Below are 25,009 nucleotides of genomic sequence, written 5' to 3' on the forward strand. Positions count from 1 at the left end.
CAGCAATAGCACTGGTGCGAGCCACATTTGTAGGGCGACCTTGGTGTGATGCAGCGATGATCGGAAACGGCAATCCGGGTTGACCCACGGTTAGTCGGCTCGCTTCGAATCTATACTTGCACAGGATTTGCGCAGCACTCCCCCAATCGTGACCGGATCGTCAACCAGCGCGGGGCGCTCGACAATTGCACTCAGAGCATGGCACGGCTGCATGGGAAGCGCATGGACCTTTTTCTATCCTCGGTCAACCGTCGGCTGTAACGAGGCCTCATGACCCGCCCTGCCACCCCGATCTGGCTCTATGACGGCGTCTGCGTGCTCTGCTCCGGCGGCGTGCGCTACACCCTGCGGCACGAGCGCGGCCACGACATCCGCTTCGTCGCGATCCAGTCGCACGAAGGGCGTGAATTGGCACAAGCGCACGGCATCGACCCTGATGAGCCGGACAGCTTCCTCTTCATCGAGAACGGCCGGGCGCTGGCGAAATCCGACGGCGTTCTGGCGCTCGCGCGCCATCTGAACGGGCCGGTGCGCCTGCTGCTGCTAGGCCGCGCGCTGCCGAAAGCCTGGCGAGACTGGCTTTACGATCGCGTCGCGCGCAATCGCTACCGGCTCTTCGGCAAGAAGGACACCTGCGAGATACCGGATCCCGCGACGCGCCATCGTTTCACCCTACCGGAGAGCCGATGAAGCGCGTCGTCCTGATCGGCGCCACCGGCGTCTTCGGCCGGCGGCTGGCGCGCCATCTCTCGCGCATGGACAGCGTCGACCTCGTGCTGACCTCGCGCAGTGCCGGCAAGGCGCAGGCGCTGGCACAGGAGCTGGCGGCCGGGGCGAGCGTGCCGGTCAGCGGTGTGGGGTTCGATCGCAACAGGGATCTGGTCGCCTCGCTCGCCGCGCTGAAGCCCTGGCTGGTGATCGACGCCTCCGGACCATTTCAGCAACAGGGCTACGAGGTGCCGACCGCGGCGCTGCTGCTCGGCGCCCATATCGTCGACCTCGCTGACGCCCGCGACTATCTGACCGGATACGGGCCGCAGCTGGACGAGATCGCCAGGCAGCGCGGCCTCGTCGCGCTCGCCGGCGCCAGCTCGACGCCAGCCCTCTCGGCCGCGGCGGTGCGGGAACTGAGCGAAGGCTGGCGGCGGCTCGATACAATCGACATCGCGATCAAGCCGGGCGGGCGCAGCGAGGTCGGACCGGCGGTCATCGCTGCGGTCCTGAGCTATGCCGGCAAGCCGGTGCCGGTCTGGCGCGAAGGCGAATTGCAGACGACGCCCGGCTGGGGAACCCGCGAGGTCATCGACATGCCGGGCCTTGGCCTGCGACGGGTCGCACCGGTGGAGACGGTCGATGCCGAGACGCTCGGTCCCGATCTCGCCGTACGCTCGCACGTCAGCTTCGCGGCCGGGCTGGAAGCCGGCATCGAGCAATGGGGGCTGGCGCTGCTCGCCTGGCTTCGCCGCCGTTGCTGGGTCGCCGATCTCGCGCCGTTGGTGCCCTTTCTCGTCAAGGCGCGCCGGATCACCCGGCTCTGGACCTCGGATCGCGGCGGCATGCGCGTCGCCATCTCCGGCATCGACGCAAAGGGGCGGCCGCGCCGGGCCTATTGGTCGCTGCTGGCTGAAAACGACGATGGCCCACAGGTGCCGACGCTGGCGGCAGCGGCGGCGGTGCGTGCCCTGCTGGCAGATGGGATCGTGCCCGGCGCGCGCTCGGCCGCCGAGGCGCTCGACCTCGCCGCGATCGAGGCCGAAATGGCGCCCTATGCGATCAGCACCAGCCAGGACGAGCGCGCTGTCGGCCCTGCCCTGTTCGAGACGGTGCTCGGCGCACAAGTCTTTGCGATGCTCCCAGCGGCGATCCGGGCCTTCCACGCCAATGACGCCGAGCCGGTCTGGCAAGGCCAGGCCGACATCGCGCGTGGCGATGGGGCGATGATCGGCCTGCTCTGCCGGCTGTTCGGATTGCCCACAGCCGGGACGGACCTGCCGGTCACGGTCAGCGTCGCCCGTGGCGATTCGTTCGACGAGGGCTGCGAGATCTGGACCCGCAACTTCGCCGGCCAACGCTTCCACTCGCGCCTGAGCGTCGATCGCAATGGCGAGCTGAGCGAGGCCTTCGGCCCGTTCTCCTTCACGCTTGCCGCCGAGGGAAACCGGGAGGGCCTGTCGCTGCCGATCGCGGCCTGGCGCGTCTTCGGCCTGCCTTTGCCGCGCGTCCTGATGCCATCGGCCGAGGCGCGCGAGACGCTTGACGCCGATGGCCGCTTCCGTTTCGACGTGAAGCTCTCTTTGCCCTTCTTCGGCCTGCTGGCGCATTATCGCGGCTGGCTCAAACCTCGGGGACCAAGCGATGGACCAGGATAAACTCGCAAAACTCAGGGCGCGCTATGCCGGGGCGAGCGGCGCCGACATCCATGATCCGCGTTTCGCCAAGGTCGCGGCCGGCCAGTTCCAGGGTGACCGGCGCAAATGGCCGTTCTCCGACGTCGCGACCTTCATCAGCGCGCCCTATCGGCCGGACGCCCTGGGCCAGCCCAATCTCGGCGGGCTCGATGTCGCGATCATCGGCCTGCCGATGGATCTCGGGGTCACCAACCGGGCTGGTACCAGGCTCGGCCCGCGCGCGGTGCGCGCCGTCGAGCGCATGGGACCGATGGACCATGTCAACGGCACGGCGCCGTTCAACCTGATCAAGGCGGCCGATATCGGCGACGTGCCGTTCCGCTCGCGCTATTCGCTGGAGAGCTGCCACGAGGACATCGAGGCGACCTTCAAGCAAATCGTGAAGGCCGGCGTCTCGACGCTCGGCGTCGGCGGCGACCATTCGATCACCTATCCGATCCTGAAGGCGGTCGGCGAGAAGCGCCCGGTCGGCATGGTCCATATCGACGCCCATTGCGACACGTCGGGTCCCTATGAGGGCTCGAAGTTCCACCATGGCGGGCCGTTCCGCCAGGCTGTGCTCGACGGCGTGCTCGATCCCGAGCGCGTCATCCAGATCGGCATCCGCGGCGGCGCCGAATATCTCTGGGAGTTCTCCTACGAGTCCGGCATGACCGTGATCCATGCCGACGAGGTCGACCGCATGGGCCTCGACGCCGTCATCGCCAAGGCGCTCGCCGTGATCGGCGACGGGCCGACCTACGTCTCCTTCGACGTCGATTCGCTCGATCCGGCCTTCGCGCCCGGCACCGGCACGCCGGAGGTCGGCGGCCTCACCCCGCGCGAGGCGCTCGCCATCCTGCGCGGTCTCAAAGGGCGCAACATCGTCGCCGCGGACGTGGTCGAGGTCGCGCCGCAATACGATGCGACCAGCAACACGGCGCAATGCGCGGCGCAGGTGCTGTTCCTCGAGCTCTGCCTGATCGCCGAGGCGAGAGCGGCCGGCAAGGGCAGGCCGTGAAGCGAAAGACGCTCCAGCTCGACGCGATCGATCGCCAGATCATCGCGATCCTGCGGGCGGAGGGCCGGATCACCAACCAGGCCCTGTCGGAACGGGTCGGGCTCTCGGCCCGGCCCTGCCTGGAGCGGATGCGCCGGCTCGAAGCCTCCGGGCTGATCGCCGGCTATGGCGCACGGCTCTCGCCCGAGCTCGCCGGCCACGCCATCATCGCCTTCGCGCAGATTTCGCTGCGCGATCATTCGGTGGGCCGGCGCGAGCGGGTCGAGAAGGTGCTGCGCGCCTGCCCCGATGTGGTCGAGCTTTTGGTGATCAGCGGCGAGGCCGATTACCTCGCCCGCATCGTCGCGCACTCGCTCGCCGCCTATGAGGAGCTGACCGGTGCCTGGCTCGCCGACAACCAGCTCGGGATCGCCCGGATCGCCACCACCTTCGCGCTCAAGGCGCTGAAGGATTTCGAGGGCTACCCGCTGCTGGAGGAGTAGCCGGCGCCCCTGCCTTCAGCCTTCCTGCCCGGCTAGATGGCCCTTCAGCATCGTACGCAGCTCGGCGATGGCCGGCGCGCGAACGCTTTCATCGTCGTCGGCGCGCAGCAGCGCTGCGACCCGGATCAAATGCAGCGTCACGGCGGCGAGCGAAGCGACGCGTGCCTCGGCCATCGGCGGCTCGACCGCCACGAACAGCGCCGCGATGCGGCCGCGCAGACGAGCGCGCGCCTCCTTCTTAACAGCAGGATCGAGAGTGCGCCGCTCGCCGACAGCGAGGAAGGCGGGATTGTCTTCGAGATAGGCGACGAAGCGAGCAAAAAGCGCATCCACGATGGCCTCGACCGGCTGACCACGCACCTCCCCGGCGAGCAGATCGAGCATGCCGGCGAGTGCATCGAGATGGCGGGCATGCAGCGCCGCGGCGACATGCTCCTTGGTCGGAAAGAACTGGTAGAGCGAGCCGATAGAGGCGCCGGCGCGCGCGGCGATCTGCGTCATCGTCGCGGCCTCGTATCCGGCCTCGGCGAAGACCGCGCTGGCGCCGTCGAGCAGCGCCGAGACCCGCTTCAGGCCACGACTGCGACTCGGTTCTTTGGCGTTCTTCTCCGCCGGGGGGCTTGAATTTTGTGAGGACATACTCATAAATCTATAAACATGAGGATACCCTCATATAAAGGCCATCTCGGCCGCGCTTCCTGACGGAAATCCCCGATGACGCTCCAGCTCGACCCTCGCAAAACTGCCCTCGTCCTCATCGACATGCAGAAGGGAACGCTCGCCTTCCCGCTCGCACCCTATGACCGGACAACCCTGATCGCCAACACGGCCGCGCTCGGCCAGGCCTTCGCCGCGGCCGGCGGGCTGATCGCCACGGTCAGGGTCGCGTTCGCGCCCGACCGCTCCGATCTGCCGCCGCAAGCGATCGATCACCCGATGATGCTACCGCCGGGCGGATTTCCACCCGACTGGTCGGAGCTCACGCCTGAGATCGCTGCGCTGCCGGCAGCCGTCTGCGTCACCAAGCGGCACTGGAGTGCGTTCTACGGCACCGAGCTCGACCTGCAATTGCGGCGGCGGCGGATCGAGACGGTGGTGATCGGCGGCATCGCCACCAATTTCGGCGTCGAATCGACGGCGCGCGACGCCTGGCAGCACGGCTATGACGTGATCGTCGCCGAGGACGCCTCAAGCTCGGTCGACGCCGACCTGCACGCCTTCGCCATCACCTCGACCCTGCCCCGCGTCTCGCGGGTCCGCAGCATCGCGCAGATCATGGCAGCGCTGGCGCCAGCTGTGGCGGCTTAAGCCGCACAGTCATGAGCTGAGATCATGCCGCCTTTGCTTGCGCATGTTTGACCAGCATTTCACTTGCGCTCAACGCATGACGATCACATTATGCTGCGGCGCGGCATAATTTCCGTGCCGCAACACAACATTCCATATCCGGACATCGTCATGAGCCTCTCGAGCACGGGAGACGCGTTCGCGCGCCCTGCCCGCTCCACTGCCGCGCCGCGCGTCGGCCTCATCCTGTTCGCGCTGGCGATGGGCGGCTTCGCCATCGGCACCGCCGAGTTCGCGGTGATGAGCCTGTTGCCCTATTTCTCGGTGGGGCTGGGGATCGACGAGCCGACGGGCGGGCACGTGATCAGCATCTACGCCGCCGGCGTGGTGGTCGGCGCTCCAATCATCGCGGTGCTGGCAACGAAGCTGTCGCGCCGCACGCTCCTGATCGGGCTGATGGCGGCCTTCGCGCTCGGCAATGGTCTCTCCGCCCTCGCGCCGAGCTATGGCTGGATGCTGCTGTTCCGCTTCCTCAGCGGGCTGCCGCACGGCGCCTATTTCGGCGTCGCGGCGCTGGTCGCAGCCTCGCTGGTGCCGGCCAACCGGCGTGCGCTCGCCGTGGCGCGGGTCATGCTCGGGCTGACGATCGCGACGATCCTCGGCGTGCCGCTGGCGAACTGGCTCGGCCAGGCGCTCGGCTGGCGCTGGGGTTTTGGCGTCGTCACCGCCCTGGCGCTGACGACGGTGATCCTGATCGCGCTGTTCGCGCCGAAGGACCGGCCGCAGCCCGGCGCCAGCGCCATGCGCGAGCTCGGGGCACTGCGCCATCGCCAGGTCTGGCTGACGCTGGCGATCGGCGCCGTCGGCTTCGGCGGACTGTTCGCGGTCTACACCTACATCGCCTCGACGCTGATCGAGGTGACGCAGGTCGCGCCCACGATGGTACCGGTGGTGCTGGCGATCTTCGGCCTCGGCCTGACCTTCGGCACGCTCGCCGCTGCCTGGCTGGCGGACCGGATGCCGATGGCGTCGATCGCCCTGATCCTGCTCTGGACCGCCGGCTCGCTGGCGCTCTACCCGTTCGCCGCCGGCAACATCTGGGCGATCTGCGTGGTCGCCTTCATGATCGGCTGCGGCGGCGGGCTCGGCACGCCCCTGCAGACGAGGCTGATGGATGTCGCACAGGATGCGCAGACGCTGGCCGCGGCGCTGAACCACAGCGCCTTCAACACCGCCAATGCGCTCGGCCCCTGGCTCGGCGGCATGGCGATCGCCGCCGGCTATGGCTGGACCTCGACCGGATGGGTCGGAGCCGGCCTTGCGCTCGCGGGCCTCGCGATCTGGCTGGTGACGGCGTGGGATGCGAGGGCACGGCGAGGTGCGGTGGTCACCGGCGCCTGATCTCAGCGCGACGTCGGCGCCGCGATCAAACGCATCGCCACCGGGATCGAGGCCTGCCCGCCTTCGAGCTGGTCGGTCAGCACGTAGAACCAGTTGAAGCCGATATAGAGAGAAAGCCTGGCCTCGACCTCCTCGGCCGGGATGTCGCCGCGCGCCACCGCTGCGGTGAAGAGGCCGCGGACGTCCTGCAACCGCTCCGGCAGGAACTTCTCGCGCAAAGCTGCGAGCGCCTCGGGGTCGCTCTGAGCTTCGGCGAGGAGTGCCCGGAAAGTACGGCCGGAAGGCGTGCCGCACCAGAAGCTCCAGAGCGCGCCGGTGTGCTCGATGAGGTCGCGGGCGAGATCACCGCTCGGCACGGCCCTGATGCCCGCCTTTTCGGCGGCATAGACTTCCATCAGCAGATCGGCGCGGTTCCTCCACCAGCGATAGATCGTCGGCTTGCCGGCGCCGGCACGGCGCGAGACCGCATCGATCGAGAAGCCGGCATATCCTTCCTCCGCCAGCACTGCGCGAGCGGCTGCGAGGATCGCCGCCTGCGAGGCCGGGTTGCGCCGCGCGCCGATCGAAGCGCGGCGAACCGGGGTTGCGGCTTTCACGGCCTTCATCGTCGCCCCTTTTCGCTTCGACCATGCAGCAGCGCCTTTTGCGCCCGCCCCAGCAAGCACGCTCGCTGCAAGCACGATCTTGCAGCAGACGGCTTGATATCGAAACGGCCCGTATCTATCAATAATAACGAAACAGAACGTTCCGTTATGGAGATGGCCATGACCACCCTTACCCGCAACCCCATTCTCGCCCGCCTGCGCTTCCTGGGAACGCTGATGCTCGGCGCCTATCTGCTGATCAACGCAATCCTGGCCTTGCTGGCGCCGCTGACGTCCGGCTGGTCGACATGGTCGGTGACAGCGCTCGCCGTGCCGCCGATGGTGCTCGGCATGGTCTATCTCGTCATTCCGATCGCCCGGCGCTGAGACAGCGGCCCTCACCTGTCCGAATCTGTCGCCACCGCGACAGATTCGGCTGCAACACTGGACCATAGCGACCCGCCTCGGCTGTTTGCACAGCCCTACCCTCGGGGAAACGAGGGAGAGCGCCATGAACGCGACCGTGTTCGAAGGGCAAGCCTGTGCGCCGAACGACGCGCCGGATTGGCAGCCGGAACGCTGCGATAGCGTCTTCGCAGCAGGAGCACGCTGACCCAAGCGACAAAATCCGTGTGCAGCCGCCTTGGCCGCGGCAGCGCAAATCCATCGCCGCCACCTGTTTTCACCAACAAGAACAGCGCCTTGCCTTGCACCATCCTTGTGCAGGCACGCTCGGAAAAGCTGCAAGAGCCTACTTGCGGCCCGCCCCGATGATCGCACAAGCTGTCGCGCACAAGCCGATGCGGGAACTCGAAACGCCCGATCGGCCAGATCCAAGGGGAGGTCCCATGAAAGGTTTCGCAAAGTTCTTCGCAGCCGCAGCGCTCACCGTTGTCGGCGCCACCGGGGCGCTCGCCCAGGCCAAGGAGTGGAAGGAAATCCGGATCGGCACGGAGGGCGCCTATCCGCCCTACAACAACCTCAATGCCAAGAAGGAGCTGGAAGGCTTCGAGATCGATTACGGCAACCTTCTCTGCGAGAAGCTGAAGGTGAAGTGCAGCTGGGTGGTGCAGGATTGGGACGGCATCATCCCGGCGCTCCAGGCCAATAAATACGACATCATCCTCGCCGGCATGAACGCCACCGATGAGCGCAAGAAGCAGGTCGACTTCACCACGCCCTACAGCAAGACACCGATCTGGATGATCGGCCCCAAGACCACTGCCTCGGCCGACATCTCGCCCGCCACCCTGAAGGGCAAGTCGATCGGCGCGCAGGGCTCGACCATCCACGCCAACTATGTCGAGAAGTTCTACAAGGACTCGACCGCGCGCCTCTATCCGACCCAGGAAGAGGCCAATCTCGACCTGCTCAACGGCCGCCTCGACTACATCGTCGCCGACGCGCTCGCCCTCGCCGACTTCCTGAAGGGCCAGGGCAAGGATTGCTGCAAGCGGATCGCCGAGGTGACCCGCGACGACGCGATCCATGGTGCGGGCGTCGCCGGCGCCGTGCGCAAGGCCGATACCGCGCTGAAGGACCTGGTCAACAAGGCGATCGCCGAGACCGTCGCCGACGGCTCGCTGAAGAAGCTCGAGGACAAGTGGTTCAAGTACGAGTGATCTGACTCCTGCTGACGCCCGCTCGCCGGCTGATCCAGGCCGGCGGGCTTTATCCTCTCGCGCGCCGGCTCTCCCATGTTCGACAAATTCGCACTGCTCGGCTTCGGCCCCGGCGGCTGGGGCTGGGCCCTGCTGCAAGGCGCGGCCAACACCATCTCGGTCGCGCTCGCGACGCTGCCCTTCGGCCTGGCGCTCGGCCTGATCATCGCGCTGTGGAAGCGCTCCGACAGCATGCTGCTGCGCTCGCTGGCGACGATCTACACCACCGTCTTCCGCGGCGTGCCCGAGTTGCTGACGCTCTACATCATCTATTTCGGCATCCAGGTGCTGGTGCAGAAGGTCTGGAGCGGCTTCTCGATCCCGCCCTTCGTCGCCGGCATGGTCGCGCTCGGCATGGTGCTAGCCGCCTTCTCCAGCGAGGTTTGGGTCGGCGCGCTGAACTCGATCCAGAAGGGCCAGCGCGAGGCCGCCTCGGCGCTCGGCCTGTCTAAGCCGCAGGCCTTTCGCCTCGTCGTCTTCCCGCAACTGATCCGCGTCGCCCTGCCCGGCCTCGGCAACAACTGGATGGTGCTGCTGAAGGAGACATCGCTGATCTCGGTGATCACGCTGCAGGACATCATGTTCATCGCGACACGCGCGAACGTCGTAACCAAGGAGCCGTTCCTGTTCTTCGGCACGGCGATGATGCTCTATTTCTTCTTCTCGCTGGTTTCTGCCTGGGGCATCGGCAAGCTCGAACAGCGCACCAATCGCGGCTTCGCCGCCTTCGGCGGAGCGACGCGATGAACTGGTGCGAATATCCCGGCTACCTGATCGGCAGCGAGGTCCTGCAGAACTATGGCTGCCGCATGGCTGGTGGCCTGTGGCTCACCTTCGAGCTGGTGGTGCTCTCCGTCGCGTTCGGCTTCGCGCTCGCGATCGGCCTCGCGATCGCCAGGCTCTACGGGCCGCGCTGGGCGCAGATCGCGATCAACGGCTACACCACCTTCTTTCGTGGCACGCCGCTGCTCTGCCAGCTCTTTCTGGTCTATTATGGCTTCGGCCAGTTCCGCCTGTTCTGGCAGGATATCGGCCTGTGGTGGTTCTTCCGCGAGCCGTTCTACTGCGCGCTCTTCACCTTCACCATCAACACCGCCGCCTACCAGGCCGAGATCCTGCGCGGCGCGATCCAGTCGATCCCGCGCGGCCAATTCGAAGGCGCGCTCGCGCTCGGCCTGCACCGCTGGGCGACATTGCGCCGCGTAATCCTGCCGCAGGCGATGATCCTGGCGCTGCGCCCGCTCGGCAATGAGCTGATCGTGATGATCAAGGCGAGTGCGATCGCCTCGCTGGTGACGCTGTTCGACCTGATGGGCGCGACGCGTCTCGCCTTCGCCCGCTCCTTCGACCTGTCGATCTATCTCTATGCCGCGCTGATCTATCTCATGCTGACCGAGATCATCCGCCGGGCCTGGGACCGGATCGAGCTCAGGCTGACGCGGCACATGGCGCTGCGGTAAGCGCCTGACCACTCACCCCGGCAGGGTCAGCACCAGCGGGCCGTTGGCGGTCGCGACCACGGTGTGCTCGTACTGGACCGTCGGAGCACGCGGCTCGGAATAGAGGGTCCAGTTGTCGCCCTCGGCATGCTCCGCCCAGTCGGCGCCCAGCGACAGGAAGGGCTCGACGGTGAAGACCAACCCCTTCTGCATCACGCGGCGCTCGGAGCGCTCGGGCCAGGTGGCGATCTCCTTCGGCTCCTCATGCAGCGAACGGCCGATGCCGTGGCTGGCGAGGTTGCGCACCAGCGTATAGCCGTTCTTCTGGGCGAAGCGGCCGACGGCGTCGCCGATCCCTGCGATCGGCTTGCCGGCGCCGACCTGGCCGAGCCCGGCCCAGAGCGCGCGCTTGCCGTCACGGCACAGCTTCTCGAGGCGGCGATCGACCGGCGGCACCGTGAAGGACGCGCCGGTATCCGAGAAATAGCCGGCCTTCTCGGCGGAGACGTCGATGTTCACGAGATCGCCCGCCATGACCCGGCGTCCGCCGGGAATGCCGTGGGCGACCTCCTCGTTGATGCTGATGCAGGTGGCGCCGGGGAAGCTGTAGACGGTCTCGGGGGCGGAGCGCGCGCCGTGCTTTTCGAGCATTTCGCGACCGATCGCGTCGAGCTCGGCCGTGGTGATGCCCGGTTCGAGCGCCTTGCCCATCGCCGCCAGCGTATCGGCGACGATACGGCCGATCTCGCGCAGGGCCTGCAGCTCTTCGTCATTGGTGATGGTCATGGCGGGTTCCTGACCGATTTCGGCGAGGCCGGCAAGGCAGGGCGCGGCAGACTGCCCATGCGTGATCTCTGCGGAATCGCGATCGCTGCTATCGCGCCTGCATCGCTTCCCTCGCCTTCCCCGGCGCGCTAAAGCCGCAATGACCTTTCAGACGATTGCAGCGGAGCACCTCATGGCCAAAGTCGCTTTCCTCGGTCTCGGCGTGATGGGCTATCCCATGGCCGGCCATCTCAAGGCCAAGGGCCATGAGGTCACCGTCTACAACCGCTCGCCGGAGAAGGCGCAAAAGTGGGTGGCGCAGCATGGCGGCGTCTACGCTCCGACGCCGGCCCAGGCGGCCGAGGGCCAGGAGATCGTATTCTGCTGCGTCGGCAATGACGACGACCTGCGCTCGGTGACGACGGCTGAGAACGGCGCCTTCGCCGCGATGGGCAAAGGCACGGTCTTCGTCGACCACACCACCGCTTCCGCCAATGTCGCGCGCGAACTCGATGCGGCAGCGACCGCGGCCAGCTTCGGCTTCGTCGACGCGCCGGTTTCTGGTGGCCAGGCCGGCGCCGAGAACGGTGTGCTGACCGTGATGTGCGGCGGCGACCAGGCGACCTATGCCCGCGTCGAGCCGGTGATCGCCAGCTTCGCCCGGATGTGCAGGCTGATGGGGCCGGCCGGCTCCGGCCAGCTCACCAAGATGGTCAACCAGATCTGCATTGCCGGCCTGGTCCAGGGCCTGTCCGAGGGCGTCCACTTCGCCAAGCGCGCCGGGCTCGATGTCGAGGCGATGCTCGAGGTGATCTCGAAGGGCGCCGCCGGCTCCTGGCAGATGGAGAATCGCGGCAAGACGATGAACGCCGACAAGTTCGATTTCGGCTTCGCCGTCGACTGGATGCGCAAGGATCTCGGCATCGTGCTCGACGAAGCCCGCCGCAACCGTGCCCGGCTGCCTGTCACCGCGCTGGTCGACCAGTTCTATGCCGACGTGCAGAAGCTCGGCGGCGGGCGGTGGGACACGTCGAGCCTGCTGAAGCGGCTGGAGCCGTAACCGCTCAGCCCACCAGCCGCGCCACCTCCGCCCGCAGCACCGGCACCAGCTCGGCCTCGAACCAGGGGTTCTTCCTGAGCCAGCCATTGTTGCGCCAGGAGGGGTGCGGCAGCGGCAGGACGCGCGGCCGGCGCTCCCCGGCGAAGATGTTGCGCCAGTCGGCGACGGTCGCCGTCAGGTCGGCCGCCGCCTTCGGCCCGAGATGCCAGGCCTGCGCATAGCGGCCGATCACCAGGATGAGCTCGATCTCCGGCAGGCCCGCGAGCACGCGGCTTCGCCAGGCCGGCGCGCATTCGCGGCGCGGCGGCAGGTCGCCGCCCTTGCCGTCGAGCCCGGGGAAGCAATGGCCCATCGGCACGATCGCGACGCGCGAAGCGTCGTAGAAGCGAGCATGGTCGAGGCCGAGCCAGTCGCGCAATCGGTCGCCGGAACGGTCGGTGAAGGGCCTGCCGCTGGCATGAACCCGCGTTCCGGGCGCCTGGCTCGCGATCAGCAGGCGCGCACTCGCCTCAGCCTGGATGACGGGACGCGGCTCGTGCGGCAGGCGCGGCAGATAGACCGGCTCGTCCCGGCAGATGCGGCAGGCGCGCAATTCGGCGAGGACATCGCCGAGCGCTTCGTGTGCATCTACCCCCTGCCCGCTCATCGCCCGGCCAGCCGCCCCCGGCCTTTTCGCTGCGAGATCAACCCATCGCAATACCAGGCCGGCACCTTGTCGGCGTGCTTCTCGGGATCGCCGGGCTGGATGGCGAACGCGCCGATGATACCGCCACTGGCGACGCTGCGCGGGACATAGAGCGTGCCGCTGCGCTCGACGGTGAAGCAGTAGGTCTGCCGGGTCTCGATCGGGCCGTAATAATAGCAGATCGCATCCTCAGTCGTGGTCCAGCAGGCATCGCGGTTCGGCATTGCACGATCGCGGTTGTAGCCGCTCACCCGCCCGTCGGCGTGATGGAACTCGCTGAAGGTCTCGCCGCTGCTGTAGCGCCCGGTCGCGGTATTGCCCTCGACGAGCTGGCGCATCTGCTCGCCGGTCAGCCGCTCGACGGCGAATGCCTCGCTGCCCGCGACCCAGAGTCCCAGCAGCAGCAGCAGCGCCGCAAACCTCATTGCAAGGCGAGCCGCGACGACATCGACGGCGGCAGTCCCTGCGAGATCAAGCCGTCGCAATGCCAGGCCGGCGCCTTATCGGCATGTTTCTCGGGATCGCCGGGCTGGATCGTGGCGATAGCGTTGATGCGGCCGGTCCGATGGGTCTGCAGCACATAGAGCGAGCCGCTGCGCTCGACGGTGAAGCAATAGGTCCGGCGGGTCGCGAACGGGCCGTAATAATAGCAGACGGCCTCATCGGTCGTGGTCCAGCAGGCATCGGTGTTCTGCACATGCCGGTTATGCCCGGTCGCGCGGCCGTCCTGGTGATGATACTCGCTGAACGGCAAGCCATTATTGTAGCGGCCGGCGACCGTGTTGCCCTCGAAGAGCTTGCGGATCTCCTGGCCGGTCAGACGCTCGACCGCGAACGCGCTCGTCGCCGAAACGCAGAGCGCCAGCAGCGCCGCGATCCTGCCGGACCGCCTCATCTGGCCGCCACGCGTCGCGACATCAACGGACCTTGCGGGCCGCGCGAGATCAGCCCGTCGCAATACCAGGGCTTGCCGCCGTCGGTGTGATTGCGCGGATTGGCGAGCTCGATGGTCGCCACCGCGTTGATCCGGCCATTGTCGAGATTGCGCAGGATGTAGAGCCGGTCGGTCAGCTCTACGGTGAAACAATGCGTCGTCCGCTCCTCAGGCGGGCCGTAATAATAGCAGACGGAATCGCCCTTGGTGATCCAGCAGGCGTCGCGGTTCTCCTGCCAGCCATTGTTGCCGAGCGCCCGCCCATCCGGGTCGTGGAACTCGGTGAAGAACCCGCCGCCGGTGTAGCGGCCACTGACCGTGTTGCCGGTGAAGGCGCGGTTGATCTGCTCGCCGGTCAGCTTCTCCATCGCCGTCGCGGCGAGCGGGACCATCAGAGCAAGCAGGATCAGCGGCAGGCGCATGATCAGACTTTCCAGCTCGGCCTGGCCGAGAGCTCGCCATGCCAGCGCCGGATGTTGGTGAAATCCTCCGGCAGCGGGATGCGCGAAGGTTTCATGAAGTCGATGGCGATGCCGGCGGTGATGTCGGCGACCGTCAGCTCGTCGCCGCAGAGGAAGCGGTTGGCGCCGAGCTGCAGGTCAAGCAGCACGAGATGATCGTCGATCTGCTCGCGGCTGGCCTCGGCCCATTCCGGCACCTGGTCCTCAAGCTCGGCCATGGCGGGATGGCCGTGGCGGAACACGGCCGAGACCGCAGAGAACAGGCCGAGCTCGATGCGGCGATTCCACATCTCGATCAGGGCCGCCTCCTTGGGGGCAGCGCCGAACAGCGGCGGCGTCGGATGCAGGCTCTCGATATAGCGGCAGATCGCGATGGTCTCGGCCAGCGCCGTGCCGTCCTCCAGCAGCAGCACCGGCAGGCGCTGCGACGGGTTGATCCGGGTGAACTCCGGCGTCCGGTGCTCCTTCCTGGCGATGTCGACCGGGATGAGCTCGGGCAAGGGCACGCCCTTCTCGGCGAAGAAGATGCGGACCCGCCGCGGATTGGGCGCTCGCCCGCCATCATAGAGCTTCATGCCCCTAGCCTTTCGCCGTCTCGGACATCGCGGTTTCACGGTGCCGGCGCCGCCCTGTCAAGAGTTCAGCCTGCAAAGACGGCGGCAAGACGACAGCACGGTCGAGGCCGGGAACAAAGCCACGTTGCAGCGATTGATCAGCCGCAAGGAAGGAGGCAATGCCGCAGGACTGGAGCTTCGTCGTCTGGATCGTCGTCCTCGCCATTCCGGTGGGGCTGATGCTCGCAACCTTCCGGTCGCGCTCGCGTCAGCCCGGTACCGCGCGGCTGGATGGGCCGAGCAGGGACGATCCGCGCGAGCCGATGTGACCACGCTCCCGAGCGATCACCCCGGCACAAGCAGGATCAGCGCGAGCGGCACCGCAATCGCCGCCACCACGGTCTGCAGCGCGCAGATGCCGGCCATCAGCGGCGCATCGCCGCCGAGCTGGCGCGCCATCACATAGGACGAGGAAGCCGTCGGCAGCGCCTGGAACAGGATGGCGAGCGTCGCCGCCGGGCCGCCGAGGCCGAAGCCCTTCAGCGCCGCATAGGTCGCGAGCGGCATCAGCACGAACTTGACGACGGAGGCGACCAGCGCCGGCTTCAGGCCGCGGCCGAGCGCGCCCCAGTCGAGCGCCGCGCCGACGCAGAGCAGGCCGATCGGCAGCGAGGCCTGGCCGAGCGCCTTGAGGCAGCCCTCGACGCCAGGCGGCAGGCCGAGGCCGCTGAGCTGGATGGCGATGCCGAGCACGCAGGACATCAGCAGCGGGTTGAGGGCAAGCCCCCGCAGGATGCCGCGCAGGGTCGGCTGGGCCGAGCCCCAGCGGGCGAAGACGAGGACGCAGAGCACGTTGACGGTCGGCACGATCGCGGCATTGGCCACGGCCGCCAGCGGCAATGCGGATGCGCCCAGCATGCTGCCGGCCGCACTCAGGCCGACATAGTTGTTGAAGCGGATGCCGCCCTGGAAGACCGAAGTAAAGGCGGCATCGCTATAGCCGAGCCAGGGCTTCGCCAGGACGAGCACGGCCGCAACGGCGATGATCGCCGCGATCAGCGTCAACGCCAGGGCGGCGACGGGCAGCCCCCTGAGATCCGCCATCGCCAAAGCGTGCGTGAAGAGGGCCGGCAACAGCACGTAGTAGCTCAGCCGCTCCGCCTGCGGCCAGAACGCATCGGGCAGGAAGCGCAGGCGTCGCATGGCGTGCCCGAGCGCGATCAGCAGGGCGATCGGCGCCAGAGCGAGCAGGATCGCGCCGATCATGCCGGAAACTCACAAACGGGTGGGCAAGCGGGCAGCAATGTCATGCGGCAACGAATCCGGCACGGGAGCGTAAAGACCATCCTTCTTTAGGTCGCCCGTGCCGGAGAGGAAAATACCTGGGCCGCCAGCAGGATTGAGGAATTCGCATGGCTCTGCCCGGGTTCAGCGCGGATGGCTGCGGCGCCAGTCCTGCGGCCGCTCGAAGCTCGTCGCCCAGATGCCGCGGCCGGCCGCCTTCGCCTCGGCCTCCTCGGCCTGGTAGGCGCCATAGGAGACCGCGTGGCCCTGGCGCACCAGGGCCGCGTTGATCTCGGCGTCACCCTGCCGGCAGCGCGCCAGTCCGCGGCCATAGCGATCGGCCCGCGAGATCGTGCAGTTGACATTGCCGAGCGCCAGCATGGCGGCCAGGGCACGCCTGGCCTGCCGGCCGCAGGCGACCTCGCCGCCGGTGCGATCGCGGCAGGTCTGCCGGTATTCCGGCGCGTCGATGCCCTCCAGGCGCAACTCTTCGCCAAGGAGCCTGATCGAATCGCCATCGATCGCCTCGGCCGCTCCGGCAAGATCGCGCCCCGAGCCGAGACGATACTGCAGGACTGCTCCCGCGATCGCCAAAAGCAGAAGGAATCCAAGGGCTACGACGAAGTCGACGGATCGGCCGACCCGCCGCCAGCCGAACGGCCCGTAGCTGCCTGTCGTGAATCTGAAGCGCGCCATCAGGATAAGCTTAACGATTTCTCGCCAATCATGGCGAGCCGGGGTGCGACGGTTGTGCCGCCGGTCGGGAACCTTTGCCTTCGAGCCATGCCGGAACTGACAGCCGAACAGGTGCAGCGCGGTCGCGGACCCGATCCGACCGTGCTGGCGCGCCGCAAGCTGATCAACCGCGAGGTCCGGTCGGCACGCGAGAAGCTGACTTCGTCGACCGGCCTCCAGCGCGCCTTCGACTACGAACTGATCCGCGTCTTCGCGCAGTATCGGCTGAACGGCTCGGCCGGCACGCTGCTGCTCGCCTTGCTGGTCGCGGCGGCCGCCTGCGTCTGGGTACCGTTCTATGCGGTCTCGGGCTGGCTCTGCCTGGTGGTGCTGACCACAGCCTTCGCCGCCGTGTTGTGCCGGCGCTTCCTGGCCGAGTCTTCCGCAGCCGCCCGCGTCAGCTTCTGGCGCAAGCTCCTGCCCACGGCCGAACTGCTGCACGGCCTGTCCTGGGCCCTGCTGGCTGGCCTTTTCGTCGGCATCGAGGCACCCGGCGCCCGCTTCTTCCTGATGACAGCGCTGCTGATCGTCAGCGCGCTCACGGTGACGCTCGCCGCGACGATCCCGATCGCGGTCTATTTCGGCCTCGCGCCGATCGTCGGCGCGATCATCCTGTCCTTCAGCGGCCGCACCGACATCGACAGCGTCACCATGCTGCTGATGGCAGTCTGCGCGCAGCTCTTCTTCATCTTCCTGACCAACCGGCTCTATTCGACCTCGGTCGAGACCATCGAGTTCCGGGCCGAGAAGGATGCGCTGATCGCCGAGCTCGAGACCGCCAAGGCCAATTCCGACGAGGCCAGGCGCAAGGCGGAGGAGGCCAACCTCGCCAAGTCGCGCTTCCTGGCGACGATGAGCCACGAGCTGCGCACCCCGCTCAACGCCATCCTCGGCTTCTCCGAGGTGATGAAGAACGAGGTGTTCGGCCCGCACACCAATGCCTCCTACAAGGAATATTCCGGCGACATCCATTCTTCCGGCCAGCACCTGCTGACGCTGATCAACGAGATCCTCGACCTCTCGCGCATCGAAGCCGGCAAGTATGAGCTCAGCGAGGAGGCGATCAGCCTCGCCGCCATCGCCGACGATGCAGCCCACATGCTCAACCTGCGCGCCAAGGCCAAGAGCCAGACGATTCGCCAGGCGACAGAGCCCGATCTGCCGCGGATCTGGGCTGATGAGCGTGCGATCCGCCAGGCCGTGCTCAACATCATCGCGAATGCGATCAAGTTCACCCCGCAGGGCGGTGAGATCTCGATCAAGGTCGGCTGGACCGCGACCGGCGGGCAATATGTCAGCATCACCGATACCGGGCCGGGCATTCCCGAGGACGAGATCCCGGTGGTGATGCAGACCTTCGGGCGTGGCTCCCTTGCTATCAAGACCGCTGAGCAGGGCTCGGGCCTGGGGTTGCCGATCGTCAAGGGGCTGGTCGACCTGCATGGCGGCGGCTTCCGCATCAAGTCGAGCCCGCGCGCCGGCACGGAAGTCACGATCACCCTGCCGGCCGAGCGCGTGATGGATACCCTGCCGGCCCTGCCGGAGCCGAACGAGCGCTCGGCAGCGTAACGCCTATGATCGCAATGTGAGATCGAGGATGCAGAGCGGCTTCGCCCGCTCTTCGTCAAGATCGAGCCCCAGCCCGGCTCCAGCCGGCAGATCCGAAGCTCCGCCGGAAAAGCCCGGCAGGCCCGGCTGCACAAGGTCGAAGAACAGCGGCGTCTCGTCGAACTGGACCTCGAGCATGCTGAACCCCGGCAGCGCTGCACTGAGATGCAGGCTTGCGGCATGGCAGACGGGACCGGTCGGATTATGCGGCGAGACCGCGACGCCGCGCTCGGCGAGCGCATGGCCGGTGCGCAGCATCTCGCCGACGCCGCCGACATATTTCATGTCCGGCATCATCACGTCATAGACGTCGGCGAAGGCGAGGAAGGCGGGTGCGCCGGAGAACTCCTCCAGCCCGGCCAGCAGCGTGCCGGAGGCGTTGAGCTTGCGCCGCACCTGCCCCAGCAAGGCCAGGTTGGCCGGCGTCTCGGCGACAGGGCATTCGAGCCAGTGGAGATCGTGCTCACGCACTGCCTCGACCAGGTGCCAGGCTAGGTCCGGTGCGAAGCGCCAATGGCAATCGACCAGCAGGCGGCGCTCGCCCCCCAAGGCCGCGCGAACCGCACCGATCCGGTCAAGCCCTCGCTGCAGCGCGGCCCGCCCTTCGGCATCGTCGGACAGAGCGGGCGTGACTTCATCGAAGGGAGCAATCTTCACTGCCGAGAAGCCGGCAGCGAGCGCGTCCTTGGCGCTGGCGGCATGGCCTGAGGGCGTTCGATCGCGCGTGCGTCGGTTGATGTTGGCGTAGAGCGAAATCCGGGCCTCGGCCGGCGCCCCGAGCACAGCCGCCAGCGGCTCGCCCTCGCGCCGGGCAGCGGCATCGCGGCTGGCGACGTCGAAGGCGGTCGCAACCGCTGCGAGCGGCAACGGCACCGGGCGATCGAAATCCGGCAAGGGCCCGCCGGCGAGCCAGGCCGGCAGGTGCTCCAGCGCCGCGTCGACAAGCAGCCGCTCGCGTCCGTTCAAGCTGGCCTCGCCAAGTCCCGTCACGCCGGAGGCGAAGGCGAGCTCGAGGAAGATCCAGCGCGTCCTGTCGGTGATGCGCAGGACCCGCAGCCGCGCGCGCTCGATGCGATCGGCTGCCGTCACAGCGCCCTCCCCCGGTGACCTTCGAGCTGCGCCAGCATGTCCTGGCGCGCCTTGGTGACATGGGCCGCGGTCATCACGCCGCAGGCATCGGCGTCACGTTCGGCCAGCGCTCGCAGGATGTGATCGTGATCGCTGGCGACGCCGCCGAGCCGTTCCGGCCGATAGCCATAGCGCGACCAGATCGCCGCCAGGAGCAACCAGTGCCGGTCGAGCAGGACGAGCCCCTCGGCATTGCCGGCGGCCTCGTAGATCCGGCGATGGAAGCGCTGGTTGATGGCAACTCCGCCAGCGAAATCGCCGCCCGCGACCGCTGCAAGCCGCTCCTGCTCCAGCGCCGCGACCTCGGCCAGCCCGGCCGCGTCGATCGCCAGAGCGGCCTGCCGCGCCAGCGCGACCTCGACGGCGATGCGGATGGTGAAGAGATGGCGGATATGCTCGGCATCGACCGTGACGACGCGTGCGCCCTTGTTGGCGACGGCCGCGACCAGCCCCTCCCCGACCAGGCTGCGCAACGCCTCGCGCACGGGCATGTGGCTCGCACCATAGCGCGTCGCCAGCTCGTCGATGCGCAGGCGCGCGCCGAAATCGAGCCTGCCGGCCAGGATATCGGCACGGATCAGGTCCTTGACGGAGTCGGAGAGTGACAGAGCTGCATCCATTGATTTGATCAAAAATGCCGTATATCGCTCTATGTCAAGGCGCGATGACGCTAACTTTGATCAGATCATTCGGGAGGCAGGTATGCGGAAGTTCATTGCGTCGTTCGCAGGCGCCTTGCTCGGCTTCGGCCTGCTCACGGCACAGGCCGGCCCCTGGCCGGAGCGGCAGGTGACCCTGATCGTGCCGAGCGCTCCTGGCGACGGCTCCGACATCGCCGCAAGGCTGATCGGCGAGAAGCTGCAGGCGGCGCTCGGGCAGCCCGTCGTCGTCGAGAACCGGATGGGCGCCGGCGGCGTGGTCGGATCGGCGGCGGCCGCCAAGGCGGCACCCGACGGCTACACGCTGATCATGGGCAATGCCGGCTCGCACGGCATCATCCCGGCGACCTACAAGGACGTGCCCTACGACGCCATGCGCGACTTCGCTCCGGTCTCGCTGGTCTATCGCGCGCCGAACATCTTCCTCGCCAGCAAGAAGCTGCCGGTGAAGTCGCTCGCCGAGCTCGTCGCCTATGCCAAGGCCAATCCGGGCAAGCTCAGCTTCGCCTCGGGCGGCAACGGCTCCTCGGCGCATATGAATTCGGAATATCTCAAGGTGCTGACCGGCATCGAAGCGACGCATGTGCCCTATCGCGGCTCGGGCCCGGCGCTGAACGACCTCGTCTCCGGCCAGATCGAGTTCATGGCGGTGAACCTGCCGCCAGCGATCGGGCTGGCGCAGGCCGGCCAGGTGACGCCGCTCGCCGTGACCACGCGCAAGCGCGCCGCCGCGCTGCCGGAGGTGCCGACCGTGGAGGAAAGCGGCTTTCCCGGCTATGAGACGGTGGCCTGGTTCGGCTTGCTGGTGCCGGCCGGCGCGCCCGCCGAGATCGTGACCCGGCTGCACGCCGAGGTGGTCAAGGCCTGCGCCGACCAGGAGGTCCAGAAGAAGCTCGCCGTGCTGGGCGGCGACGTCGTCTGCAACACGCCGGCCGAGTTCCGTGCCTTTCTCGGCGCCGACATCGCGCGCTGGAAGGAGGTCGCGACGGCGGCCAAGATCTCGCTCGACCCGAAGTGAGCGGACGCCCGGCCCTCCTCCGGAGGGCCGTATAGCGACCTAAGCGACCTGCAGCAGCGCCTCGCTACGCCCTGCCTCGCCCTCTTCCCACCAGTCGCCGAGTGCATCGATCAGCGGCACGAGGCGCAAGCCTGCTGCGGTCAATTCGTAGTCGACCCGGCGCGGATAGCCATCGTGGTCGATGCGCCGGACGATGCCGGCTGCCTCCAGCTTGCGCAGTTCAAGCGCGAGCATGCGGTGCGAGACCGTCGGATTGTCGCGCTTGAGCTCGCTGAAGCGCTTGCTGCCGTCTTTCAGATAATAGAGCAGCAGGGTCGGCCAGCGACCGCTCAGCACCCGCATGACGCTCTCGATCGAGCAGTCGGACACGACGTCCTTCATGATCCGTTCCGCCCGTGGTTACAGAAAAGTGCGTAATTTACATGGGGCGGCGGATGACTAGGTTCCACCCCGCTGCGCAGCGTTTCCCAACCCGAATGGAAAACGCAAGATGGAACCGATCCTCGTTTATGGCTACCCGTCCGGCACCTCGATGGGCCTGGTCGCGGCTCTGGAATGGCTTGGCCAGCCCTACAAGCTCAGCCGTGTCGACATGCTCGGCGAGATGCGCGACCCGCCTTACAAGCGGATCAACCAGCGCGTCGAAACACCCGTTCTGATCACCGATCAGGGCCGCCCGCTGACCGAGACCATGGCGATCGCCGCCTATCTGGAGGCACGCGACGAGGAGCGGCGGATCAGCTTCGATCCGCTCTTGCCGCAAGCCGACCGGATGCACCAGCTGATGGGCTTCCTCAACACCGGCTTCACCGGGGCATTCAGCCCTCTCTGGGTCGCGCTGGAGCTGCCCGAGCCCGACCCCGATTTCGAGGCGGCGCTGCGCCGCTTCGGCCGCGAGCGGGTGATCGAACGCCACGACAGGCTGGAAGAGATGCTCGACGGCAGCCGCTGGCTGGCCGGCGACAAGCAGAGCCTCGCCGACGGGCTGCTCGCCGGCGTGGCGCGCTGGCTCGAATACCATGAGGTCGCCGACATCTCGCGCTGGCCGAAGCTGCAGGTCTTGCGCCAGCGGGTCGAGAGCGACCCGGCAGTGACCTTCGCGGCTGCGCTGGAAAACGGCGAGACGCCGGCCGGCAAGGGCGCCTTCAAGGGCCATGTGCCGCTGGCCGAGGTGATCGAGCGCTTCGGCGCCTGACAAACGAAAGACGCGCCGGGCCAAGTGTCCGGCGCGTCTTTTCGGGTTACTCGCCCTTCTGCGAGACCTGCGCCTGCGCGAAGGTCGCCATGCCGGAATGGACGCCGGCCGCGGCCTTGACGAGGCCGGCGGCGAGCGCCGCGCCCGTGCCCTCGCCGAGGCGCATGTCGAGCGCCAGAAGGGGCTGCTTGCCGAGCTTCACCAATGCCTGCGCATGCGCGCCCTCAGCCGAGAGATGGCCGGCGATGCAATGGTCGAGCGCCGAGGAATCGAGCGCGTGCAGGATCGCAGCGGCAGCGGTGACGACATAGCCGTCGAGGATCACCGGGATGCGCTGCAGGCGGGCAGCGAGGATCGCGCCGCAGATCGCCGCCATCTCGCGGCCGCCGAAGCGGCGCAGCACTTCGAGCGGATCGCTGAGATGGTTGGCGTGCAGCTTCAGCCCGGCCTCGACCGCGGCGATCTTGCGCTTCAGCCCGTCCTCGTCGACGCCGGTGCCGCGGCCGCACCACTGGGCCGCACCACCGCCATAGAGCGCGGCGAAGATCGCGGCGGCCGATGTGGTGTTGCCGATGCCCATCTCGCCGAGCGCGAGCAGATCGGCGCCGCCGGCGAGCGCCTCCATGCCGAAGGCCATCGTGGCGACGCAGGCGCGCTCGTCGAGCGCGTCTTCCTGCGTGAAGTCCCCGGTCGGCAGGTCGAGCGCGAGGTCGAAGACCTTGAAGCCGAGATCATAGGCGGCGCAAATCTGGTTGATCGCGGCGCCGCCGGCGGCGAAGTTCTCCAGCATCTGCCGCGTCACGCTCTGCGGGAAGGCCGAGACGCCCTGGGCGACAACGCCGTGATTGCCGGCAAAGACGCAGACCAGCGGCCGGTCGACCCGCGGCGGCGCCTTGCCCTGCCAGGCGGCGAGCCATTCGGCGATCTCCTCCAGACGCCCGAGGCTGCCGACCGGCTTGGTCAGTTCCTTGTCGCGGGCCCGGACGGTGTTGGCCGCCGCCATATCGGGGCCGGGCATATTGGCGATGAGGTTGCGGATATCGTCGAAGGGCAGGCCGGAGGCGGGCATCGCAGACATCTGAGGAAGCCGATCTTGAAAACCTGAGGAATCGGGCAGCGCGAGATCGCCGCCGCGCAGCCGCTGCTGCTATAGGCTGGAGCAGGCGAAGACAATCCGAGGACAGCGTGGCGCAAACCGACAGCGATGATGCGACGCAGGCGACACCGCCCGTCTGGCCGGGCTGGCTGATCGCGACCGCGACCTGCATCCGCTTCTATTCACGCCTGCCTTTACCGGCACTGCCGGGCGAGATCGCGCACACCCTGCCGGATTTCCGGCTGGTGCCGCGTGCCTTGCCCGTCGCGGCGTTGGCGATCGCGGCACCTGCGACCCTGATCGCGCTGCTCGCCGGACTTGCCGGCGTCCATGCGCTGCTGACCGCGGCGCTTGCCGTCACGGCGCTGGTGGTGACGACCGGCGCCTTCCATGAGGACGGGCTCGCCGACAGCGCCGACGGGCTGTTCGGCGGACACACGCCGGAGCGGCGCCTGGAGATCATGAAGGACAGCCGCGTCGGCACCTTCGGCGCACTGGCGCTCGGCCTGCCGCTGCTGCTGCGGGTGAGCGCGCTCGCCGCGATCCTGCAGGGCGCCGGAGCGTGGGCTATGGCCGCGGCCGTGCTCGTTGCGGCGCCCTGGTCGCGCGTCGAAGGTGTCCGCATCCTCGCCACGGTCGACCCGACCCGGCGAGATGGCGCCTCCGCTTCGGTGGGACAACCCGATCGATCGGTACTGCCGGTCGCCTATGGCTTGTCGGGTGCCTTGGCTTTGCTCCTCATTGCCGTTGGCGCCCTCCCCCTTGCCGGCATCCTGCTGGGCCTCGCATTGTCGGCGCTGACGACCCTCTGGCTGTCACGCACCGCCATCCGCCTGATCGGCGGGCAGACCGGCGACATCCTCGGCGCGGCGCAGCAGCTCGGCGAGATCGCGATCTATCTCGGCCTCGCCATCGTCATCAGCTGGGGCGGGCGATGAGCGCGATCTCCAGCCCTTGCATCAAGATCTGCGTGATAGATCCGGCGAGCCAGCTCTGCCAGGGCTGTGGCCGGACCCTGCAGGAGATCGCGCAATGGTCTCGGCTCCCGGAGGCCGAACGCCTCGCCATCATGGCGACGCTGGAAGAACGGCTCAGCCCTCTGCGAGACGGGCAAGCCCCTCGCCGGTCAGCCTGAAGAAGACCTTCTCCGGGTGCTGCTTCGCGCCGAGATTCTCATAGAAGCGCAGCAGGCGCTCATCGTCGCGTGCCGCCGTCCAGTCGATCCGGCCGAAGCCACGGGCGAGAGCGAGCCGCGCCAGTTCGGCGAGCAGTGCCTTGCCGGCACCGAGGCCGCGGGCGGCTTCGGCGACATAGATCTCCTTCAGGAAGCAGCCGGGCCTGAGGCCGGGGCCCGGATAGATCGCCGAAAAAGCGGCGAAGCCGACGATTGCGTCGTCGAGCTCGGCGACGAGCAGCTCGGTTCCTACCGGCCGGTTCGCCAGCCCGGCGCGGATCTCAGCGTCGGGCGGACAGGGCACGCGGTAATGCGCCTGCATCTCAGCCATCACGCCGGCGAGCGCGGGATGATCGGCCTCCTCGCAGGGGCGCACGCGAAGCATGGTCCA

General features: G+C 67.8%; 32 protein-coding genes. 17 read left to right on the top strand and 15 right to left on the bottom strand.

What is annotated here, in order from left to right:
* Positions 1-270 precede the first annotated feature (270 nt).
* The 4 genes from AC1DS0_RS16365 to AC1DS0_RS16380 are packed head-to-tail and all read left to right on the top strand — an operon-like array spanning position 271 to position 3,890.
* Complete coding sequence (locus AC1DS0_RS16365; RefSeq protein ID WP_476815355.1) at positions 271-690, top strand: thiol-disulfide oxidoreductase DCC family protein; 420 nt, start codon at positions 271-273, stop codon at positions 688-690.
* On the top strand, positions 687-2,369 hold the full coding sequence (locus tag AC1DS0_RS16370) for a DUF4166 domain-containing protein (RefSeq protein WP_476815356.1): 1,683 nt from the start codon (positions 687-689) through the stop codon (positions 2,367-2,369). Before AC1DS0_RS16365 ends, AC1DS0_RS16370 begins: the two co-directional genes overlap by 4 nt.
* Positions 2,356-3,408: an agmatinase gene (gene speB / locus AC1DS0_RS16375; RefSeq protein WP_476815357.1), complete on the top strand. Its 1,053-nt coding sequence runs from the start codon at positions 2,356-2,358 to the stop codon at positions 3,406-3,408. The genes AC1DS0_RS16370 and speB overlap by 14 nt, the downstream gene beginning before the upstream one ends.
* The gene (locus AC1DS0_RS16380) at positions 3,405-3,890 is read left to right on the top strand and encodes an Lrp/AsnC family transcriptional regulator (protein ID WP_476815358.1); all 486 of its coding nucleotides are present in this window, start codon (positions 3,405-3,407) and stop codon (positions 3,888-3,890) included. Before speB ends, AC1DS0_RS16380 begins: the two co-directional genes overlap by 4 nt.
* A gap of 15 nt (positions 3,891-3,905) precedes the next feature.
* Here the strand turns inward: AC1DS0_RS16380 and AC1DS0_RS16385 are convergent, their stop codons facing one another.
* Positions 3,906-4,529 (bottom strand): TetR/AcrR family transcriptional regulator, encoded by a 624-nt coding sequence (locus AC1DS0_RS16385; protein WP_476815359.1) that lies wholly within the window; start codon positions 4,527-4,529, stop codon positions 3,906-3,908.
* A 75-nt stretch (positions 4,530-4,604) separates the two neighbouring features.
* Here AC1DS0_RS16385 and AC1DS0_RS16390 point away from each other — a divergent pair, with 75 nt between their 5' ends.
* Both AC1DS0_RS16390 and AC1DS0_RS16395 read left to right on the top strand, forming a co-directional pair.
* Positions 4,605-5,198, top strand: a complete 594-nt coding sequence (locus AC1DS0_RS16390; RefSeq protein ID WP_476815360.1) for an isochorismatase family protein — start codon at positions 4,605-4,607, stop codon at positions 5,196-5,198.
* A gap of 150 nt (positions 5,199-5,348) precedes the next feature.
* A complete protein-coding gene (locus AC1DS0_RS16395; RefSeq protein ID WP_476815361.1) occupies positions 5,349-6,578 on the top strand; it encodes an MFS transporter in 1,230 nt (409 codons plus the stop codon).
* Between the two features lie 2 nt (positions 6,579-6,580).
* Here the strand turns inward: AC1DS0_RS16395 and AC1DS0_RS16400 are convergent, their stop codons facing one another.
* The gene (locus AC1DS0_RS16400) at positions 6,581-7,174 is read right to left on the bottom strand and encodes a TetR/AcrR family transcriptional regulator (RefSeq protein ID WP_476815362.1); all 594 of its coding nucleotides are present in this window, start codon (positions 7,172-7,174) and stop codon (positions 6,581-6,583) included.
* 168 nt (positions 7,175-7,342) lie between these two features.
* On the opposite strand from AC1DS0_RS16400, the gene AC1DS0_RS16405 reads away from it, so the two are divergent.
* From AC1DS0_RS16405 to AC1DS0_RS16420, 4 genes are all read left to right on the top strand, one after another.
* Positions 7,343-7,549, top strand: coding sequence for a hypothetical protein (locus AC1DS0_RS16405; protein WP_152017374.1), 207 nt, complete (start codon positions 7,343-7,345; stop codon positions 7,547-7,549).
* A gap of 461 nt (positions 7,550-8,010) precedes the next feature.
* Positions 8,011-8,784 (top strand): transporter substrate-binding domain-containing protein, encoded by a 774-nt coding sequence (locus tag AC1DS0_RS16410; protein WP_476815363.1) that lies wholly within the window; start codon positions 8,011-8,013, stop codon positions 8,782-8,784.
* A 75-nt stretch (positions 8,785-8,859) separates the two neighbouring features.
* On the top strand, positions 8,860-9,570 hold the full coding sequence (locus AC1DS0_RS16415; RefSeq protein ID WP_476815364.1) for an ABC transporter permease: 711 nt from the start codon (positions 8,860-8,862) through the stop codon (positions 9,568-9,570).
* Complete coding sequence (locus AC1DS0_RS16420) at positions 9,567-10,283, top strand: ABC transporter permease (RefSeq protein WP_476815365.1); 717 nt, start codon at positions 9,567-9,569, stop codon at positions 10,281-10,283. The genes AC1DS0_RS16415 and AC1DS0_RS16420 overlap by 4 nt, the downstream gene beginning before the upstream one ends.
* A gap of 12 nt (positions 10,284-10,295) precedes the next feature.
* Here the strand turns inward: AC1DS0_RS16420 and map are convergent, their stop codons facing one another.
* Positions 10,296-11,048 carry a type I methionyl aminopeptidase gene (gene map / locus AC1DS0_RS16425; protein ID WP_476815366.1) on the bottom strand — a complete coding sequence of 251 codons (753 nt, stop codon included), beginning with the start codon at positions 11,046-11,048 and terminating at the stop codon, positions 10,296-10,298.
* A 172-nt stretch (positions 11,049-11,220) separates the two neighbouring features.
* Here map and AC1DS0_RS16430 point away from each other — a divergent pair, with 172 nt between their 5' ends.
* Positions 11,221-12,087: an NAD(P)-dependent oxidoreductase gene (locus AC1DS0_RS16430; RefSeq protein ID WP_476815367.1), complete on the top strand. Its 867-nt coding sequence runs from the start codon at positions 11,221-11,223 to the stop codon at positions 12,085-12,087.
* 4 nt (positions 12,088-12,091) lie between these two features.
* Here AC1DS0_RS16430 and AC1DS0_RS16435 read toward each other — a convergent pair whose 3' ends face one another.
* Genes AC1DS0_RS16435 through AC1DS0_RS16455 form a run of 5 tightly spaced genes read right to left on the bottom strand, consistent with a single transcriptional unit; the run spans position 12,092 to position 14,742 of the window.
* Positions 12,092-12,733: a uracil-DNA glycosylase family protein gene (locus AC1DS0_RS16435; protein ID WP_476815368.1), complete on the bottom strand. Its 642-nt coding sequence runs from the start codon at positions 12,731-12,733 to the stop codon at positions 12,092-12,094.
* Entirely contained in the window at positions 12,730-13,197 is a 468-nt protein-coding gene (locus AC1DS0_RS16440; protein WP_476815369.1) for a hypothetical protein, read from the bottom strand. Before AC1DS0_RS16440 ends, AC1DS0_RS16435 begins: the two co-directional genes overlap by 4 nt.
* Positions 13,194-13,667 carry a hypothetical protein gene (locus AC1DS0_RS16445; protein WP_476815370.1) on the bottom strand — a complete coding sequence of 158 codons (474 nt, stop codon included), beginning with the start codon at positions 13,665-13,667 and terminating at the stop codon, positions 13,194-13,196. Before AC1DS0_RS16445 ends, AC1DS0_RS16440 begins: the two co-directional genes overlap by 4 nt.
* The gene (locus tag AC1DS0_RS16450; RefSeq protein WP_476815371.1) at positions 13,664-14,128 is read right to left on the bottom strand and encodes a hypothetical protein; all 465 of its coding nucleotides are present in this window, start codon (positions 14,126-14,128) and stop codon (positions 13,664-13,666) included. The genes AC1DS0_RS16445 and AC1DS0_RS16450 overlap by 4 nt, the downstream gene beginning before the upstream one ends.
* 2 nt (positions 14,129-14,130) lie before the next feature.
* The gene (locus AC1DS0_RS16455; protein ID WP_476815372.1) at positions 14,131-14,742 is read right to left on the bottom strand and encodes a glutathione S-transferase family protein; all 612 of its coding nucleotides are present in this window, start codon (positions 14,740-14,742) and stop codon (positions 14,131-14,133) included.
* A 158-nt stretch (positions 14,743-14,900) separates the two neighbouring features.
* Between AC1DS0_RS16455 and AC1DS0_RS16460 the strand changes: the two genes are divergently transcribed.
* Positions 14,901-15,050, top strand: coding sequence for a hypothetical protein (locus tag AC1DS0_RS16460; RefSeq protein WP_476815373.1), 150 nt, complete (start codon positions 14,901-14,903; stop codon positions 15,048-15,050).
* A gap of 16 nt (positions 15,051-15,066) precedes the next feature.
* Here the strand turns inward: AC1DS0_RS16460 and AC1DS0_RS16465 are convergent, their stop codons facing one another.
* Both AC1DS0_RS16465 and AC1DS0_RS16470 read right to left on the bottom strand, forming a co-directional pair.
* Complete coding sequence (locus AC1DS0_RS16465; protein WP_476815374.1) at positions 15,067-15,987, bottom strand: AEC family transporter; 921 nt, start codon at positions 15,985-15,987, stop codon at positions 15,067-15,069.
* Positions 15,988-16,149: 162 nt separating this feature from the next.
* Positions 16,150-16,701, bottom strand: coding sequence for a thermonuclease family protein (locus AC1DS0_RS16470; RefSeq protein WP_476815375.1), 552 nt, complete (start codon positions 16,699-16,701; stop codon positions 16,150-16,152).
* Positions 16,702-16,788: 87 nt separating this feature from the next.
* Here AC1DS0_RS16470 and AC1DS0_RS16475 point away from each other — a divergent pair, with 87 nt between their 5' ends.
* Positions 16,789-18,309, top strand: a complete 1,521-nt coding sequence (locus AC1DS0_RS16475; RefSeq protein WP_476815376.1) for a sensor histidine kinase — start codon at positions 16,789-16,791, stop codon at positions 18,307-18,309.
* Positions 18,310-18,312: 3 nt separating this feature from the next.
* On the opposite strand, the gene AC1DS0_RS16480 is transcribed toward AC1DS0_RS16475, so the two are convergent.
* Both AC1DS0_RS16480 and AC1DS0_RS16485 read right to left on the bottom strand, forming a co-directional pair.
* Positions 18,313-19,437 (bottom strand): enolase C-terminal domain-like protein, encoded by a 1,125-nt coding sequence (locus AC1DS0_RS16480; protein WP_476815377.1) that lies wholly within the window; start codon positions 19,435-19,437, stop codon positions 18,313-18,315.
* Positions 19,434-20,096, bottom strand: coding sequence for a GntR family transcriptional regulator (locus AC1DS0_RS16485; RefSeq protein ID WP_476815378.1), 663 nt, complete (start codon positions 20,094-20,096; stop codon positions 19,434-19,436). The genes AC1DS0_RS16480 and AC1DS0_RS16485 overlap by 4 nt, the downstream gene beginning before the upstream one ends.
* A gap of 82 nt (positions 20,097-20,178) precedes the next feature.
* On the opposite strand from AC1DS0_RS16485, the gene AC1DS0_RS16490 reads away from it, so the two are divergent.
* Entirely contained in the window at positions 20,179-21,153 is a 975-nt protein-coding gene (locus tag AC1DS0_RS16490; RefSeq protein WP_476815379.1) for a Bug family tripartite tricarboxylate transporter substrate binding protein, read from the top strand.
* A 39-nt stretch (positions 21,154-21,192) separates the two neighbouring features.
* Here the strand turns inward: AC1DS0_RS16490 and AC1DS0_RS16495 are convergent, their stop codons facing one another.
* On the bottom strand, positions 21,193-21,534 hold the full coding sequence (locus AC1DS0_RS16495) for a winged helix-turn-helix transcriptional regulator (protein WP_476815380.1): 342 nt from the start codon (positions 21,532-21,534) through the stop codon (positions 21,193-21,195).
* A gap of 109 nt (positions 21,535-21,643) precedes the next feature.
* On the opposite strand from AC1DS0_RS16495, the gene AC1DS0_RS16500 reads away from it, so the two are divergent.
* Positions 21,644-22,348, top strand: a complete 705-nt coding sequence (locus AC1DS0_RS16500) for a glutathione S-transferase family protein (protein WP_476815381.1) — start codon at positions 21,644-21,646, stop codon at positions 22,346-22,348.
* A 46-nt stretch (positions 22,349-22,394) separates the two neighbouring features.
* Here the strand turns inward: AC1DS0_RS16500 and cobT are convergent, their stop codons facing one another.
* The gene (cobT, locus tag AC1DS0_RS16505; protein WP_476815512.1) at positions 22,395-23,417 is read right to left on the bottom strand and encodes a nicotinate-nucleotide--dimethylbenzimidazole phosphoribosyltransferase; all 1,023 of its coding nucleotides are present in this window, start codon (positions 23,415-23,417) and stop codon (positions 22,395-22,397) included.
* A 116-nt stretch (positions 23,418-23,533) separates the two neighbouring features.
* Here cobT and AC1DS0_RS16510 point away from each other — a divergent pair, with 116 nt between their 5' ends.
* Positions 23,534-24,382 (top strand): adenosylcobinamide-GDP ribazoletransferase, encoded by an 849-nt coding sequence (locus AC1DS0_RS16510; RefSeq protein WP_476815382.1) that lies wholly within the window; start codon positions 23,534-23,536, stop codon positions 24,380-24,382.
* Entirely contained in the window at positions 24,379-24,579 is a 201-nt protein-coding gene (locus AC1DS0_RS16515) for a DUF1289 domain-containing protein (RefSeq protein WP_476815383.1), read from the top strand. The genes AC1DS0_RS16510 and AC1DS0_RS16515 overlap by 4 nt, the downstream gene beginning before the upstream one ends.
* Here the strand turns inward: AC1DS0_RS16515 and AC1DS0_RS16520 are convergent.
* Entirely contained in the window at positions 24,536-25,003 is a 468-nt protein-coding gene (locus AC1DS0_RS16520; protein WP_476815384.1) for an N-acetyltransferase family protein, read from the bottom strand. The two genes, AC1DS0_RS16515 and AC1DS0_RS16520, sit on opposite strands and share 44 nt — an antisense overlap.
* Positions 25,004-25,009 lie beyond the last annotated feature (6 nt).

This window comes from Allobosea sp. P4_H5 (assembly GCF_056400825.1).

Bases quoted from the DNA above. Each gene is read 5' to 3' on its own strand.
- AC1DS0_RS16460 (WP_476815373.1), top strand. From the start codon at position 14,901: ATGCCGCAGGACTGGAGCTTCGTCGTCTGGATCGTCGTCCTCGCCATT.
- speB (WP_476815357.1), top strand. From the start codon at position 2,356: ATGGACCAGGATAAACTCGCAAAACTCAGGGCGCGCTATGCCGGGGCG.
- map (WP_476815366.1), bottom strand. From the start codon at position 11,048: ATGACCATCACCAATGACGAAGAGCTGCAGGCCCTGCGCGAGATCGGC.
- AC1DS0_RS16455 (WP_476815372.1), bottom strand. From the start codon at position 14,742: ATGAAGCTCTATGATGGCGGGCGAGCGCCCAATCCGCGGCGGGTCCGC.
- AC1DS0_RS16370 (WP_476815356.1), top strand. From the start codon at position 687: ATGAAGCGCGTCGTCCTGATCGGCGCCACCGGCGTCTTCGGCCGGCGG.
- AC1DS0_RS16450 (WP_476815371.1), bottom strand. From the start codon at position 14,128: ATGCGCCTGCCGCTGATCCTGCTTGCTCTGATGGTCCCGCTCGCCGCG.
- AC1DS0_RS16445 (WP_476815370.1), bottom strand. From the start codon at position 13,667: ATGAGGCGGTCCGGCAGGATCGCGGCGCTGCTGGCGCTCTGCGTTTCG.
- AC1DS0_RS16390 (WP_476815360.1), top strand. From the start codon at position 4,605: ATGACGCTCCAGCTCGACCCTCGCAAAACTGCCCTCGTCCTCATCGAC.
- AC1DS0_RS16415 (WP_476815364.1), top strand. From the start codon at position 8,860: ATGTTCGACAAATTCGCACTGCTCGGCTTCGGCCCCGGCGGCTGGGGC.
- AC1DS0_RS16410 (WP_476815363.1), top strand. From the start codon at position 8,011: ATGAAAGGTTTCGCAAAGTTCTTCGCAGCCGCAGCGCTCACCGTTGTC.
- AC1DS0_RS16515 (WP_476815383.1), top strand. From the start codon at position 24,379: ATGAGCGCGATCTCCAGCCCTTGCATCAAGATCTGCGTGATAGATCCG.
- AC1DS0_RS16500 (WP_476815381.1), top strand. From the start codon at position 21,644: ATGGAACCGATCCTCGTTTATGGCTACCCGTCCGGCACCTCGATGGGC.
- AC1DS0_RS16395 (WP_476815361.1), top strand. From the start codon at position 5,349: ATGAGCCTCTCGAGCACGGGAGACGCGTTCGCGCGCCCTGCCCGCTCC.
- AC1DS0_RS16490 (WP_476815379.1), top strand. From the start codon at position 20,179: ATGCGGAAGTTCATTGCGTCGTTCGCAGGCGCCTTGCTCGGCTTCGGC.
- AC1DS0_RS16495 (WP_476815380.1), bottom strand. From the start codon at position 21,534: ATGAAGGACGTCGTGTCCGACTGCTCGATCGAGAGCGTCATGCGGGTG.
- AC1DS0_RS16430 (WP_476815367.1), top strand. From the start codon at position 11,221: ATGGCCAAAGTCGCTTTCCTCGGTCTCGGCGTGATGGGCTATCCCATG.
- AC1DS0_RS16465 (WP_476815374.1), bottom strand. From the start codon at position 15,987: ATGATCGGCGCGATCCTGCTCGCTCTGGCGCCGATCGCCCTGCTGATC.
- AC1DS0_RS16520 (WP_476815384.1), bottom strand. From the start codon at position 25,003: ATGCTTCGCGTGCGCCCCTGCGAGGAGGCCGATCATCCCGCGCTCGCC.
- AC1DS0_RS16470 (WP_476815375.1), bottom strand. From the start codon at position 16,701: ATGGCGCGCTTCAGATTCACGACAGGCAGCTACGGGCCGTTCGGCTGG.
- AC1DS0_RS16435 (WP_476815368.1), bottom strand. From the start codon at position 12,733: ATGAGCGGGCAGGGGGTAGATGCACACGAAGCGCTCGGCGATGTCCTC.
- AC1DS0_RS16420 (WP_476815365.1), top strand. From the start codon at position 9,567: ATGAACTGGTGCGAATATCCCGGCTACCTGATCGGCAGCGAGGTCCTG.
- AC1DS0_RS16365 (WP_476815355.1), top strand. From the start codon at position 271: ATGACCCGCCCTGCCACCCCGATCTGGCTCTATGACGGCGTCTGCGTG.
- AC1DS0_RS16385 (WP_476815359.1), bottom strand. From the start codon at position 4,529: ATGTCCTCACAAAATTCAAGCCCCCCGGCGGAGAAGAACGCCAAAGAA.
- AC1DS0_RS16475 (WP_476815376.1), top strand. From the start codon at position 16,789: ATGCCGGAACTGACAGCCGAACAGGTGCAGCGCGGTCGCGGACCCGAT.
- AC1DS0_RS16405 (WP_152017374.1), top strand. From the start codon at position 7,343: ATGACCACCCTTACCCGCAACCCCATTCTCGCCCGCCTGCGCTTCCTG.
- AC1DS0_RS16440 (WP_476815369.1), bottom strand. From the start codon at position 13,197: ATGAGGTTTGCGGCGCTGCTGCTGCTGCTGGGACTCTGGGTCGCGGGC.
- AC1DS0_RS16485 (WP_476815378.1), bottom strand. From the start codon at position 20,096: ATGGATGCAGCTCTGTCACTCTCCGACTCCGTCAAGGACCTGATCCGT.
- cobT (WP_476815512.1), bottom strand. From the start codon at position 23,417: ATGCCCGCCTCCGGCCTGCCCTTCGACGATATCCGCAACCTCATCGCC.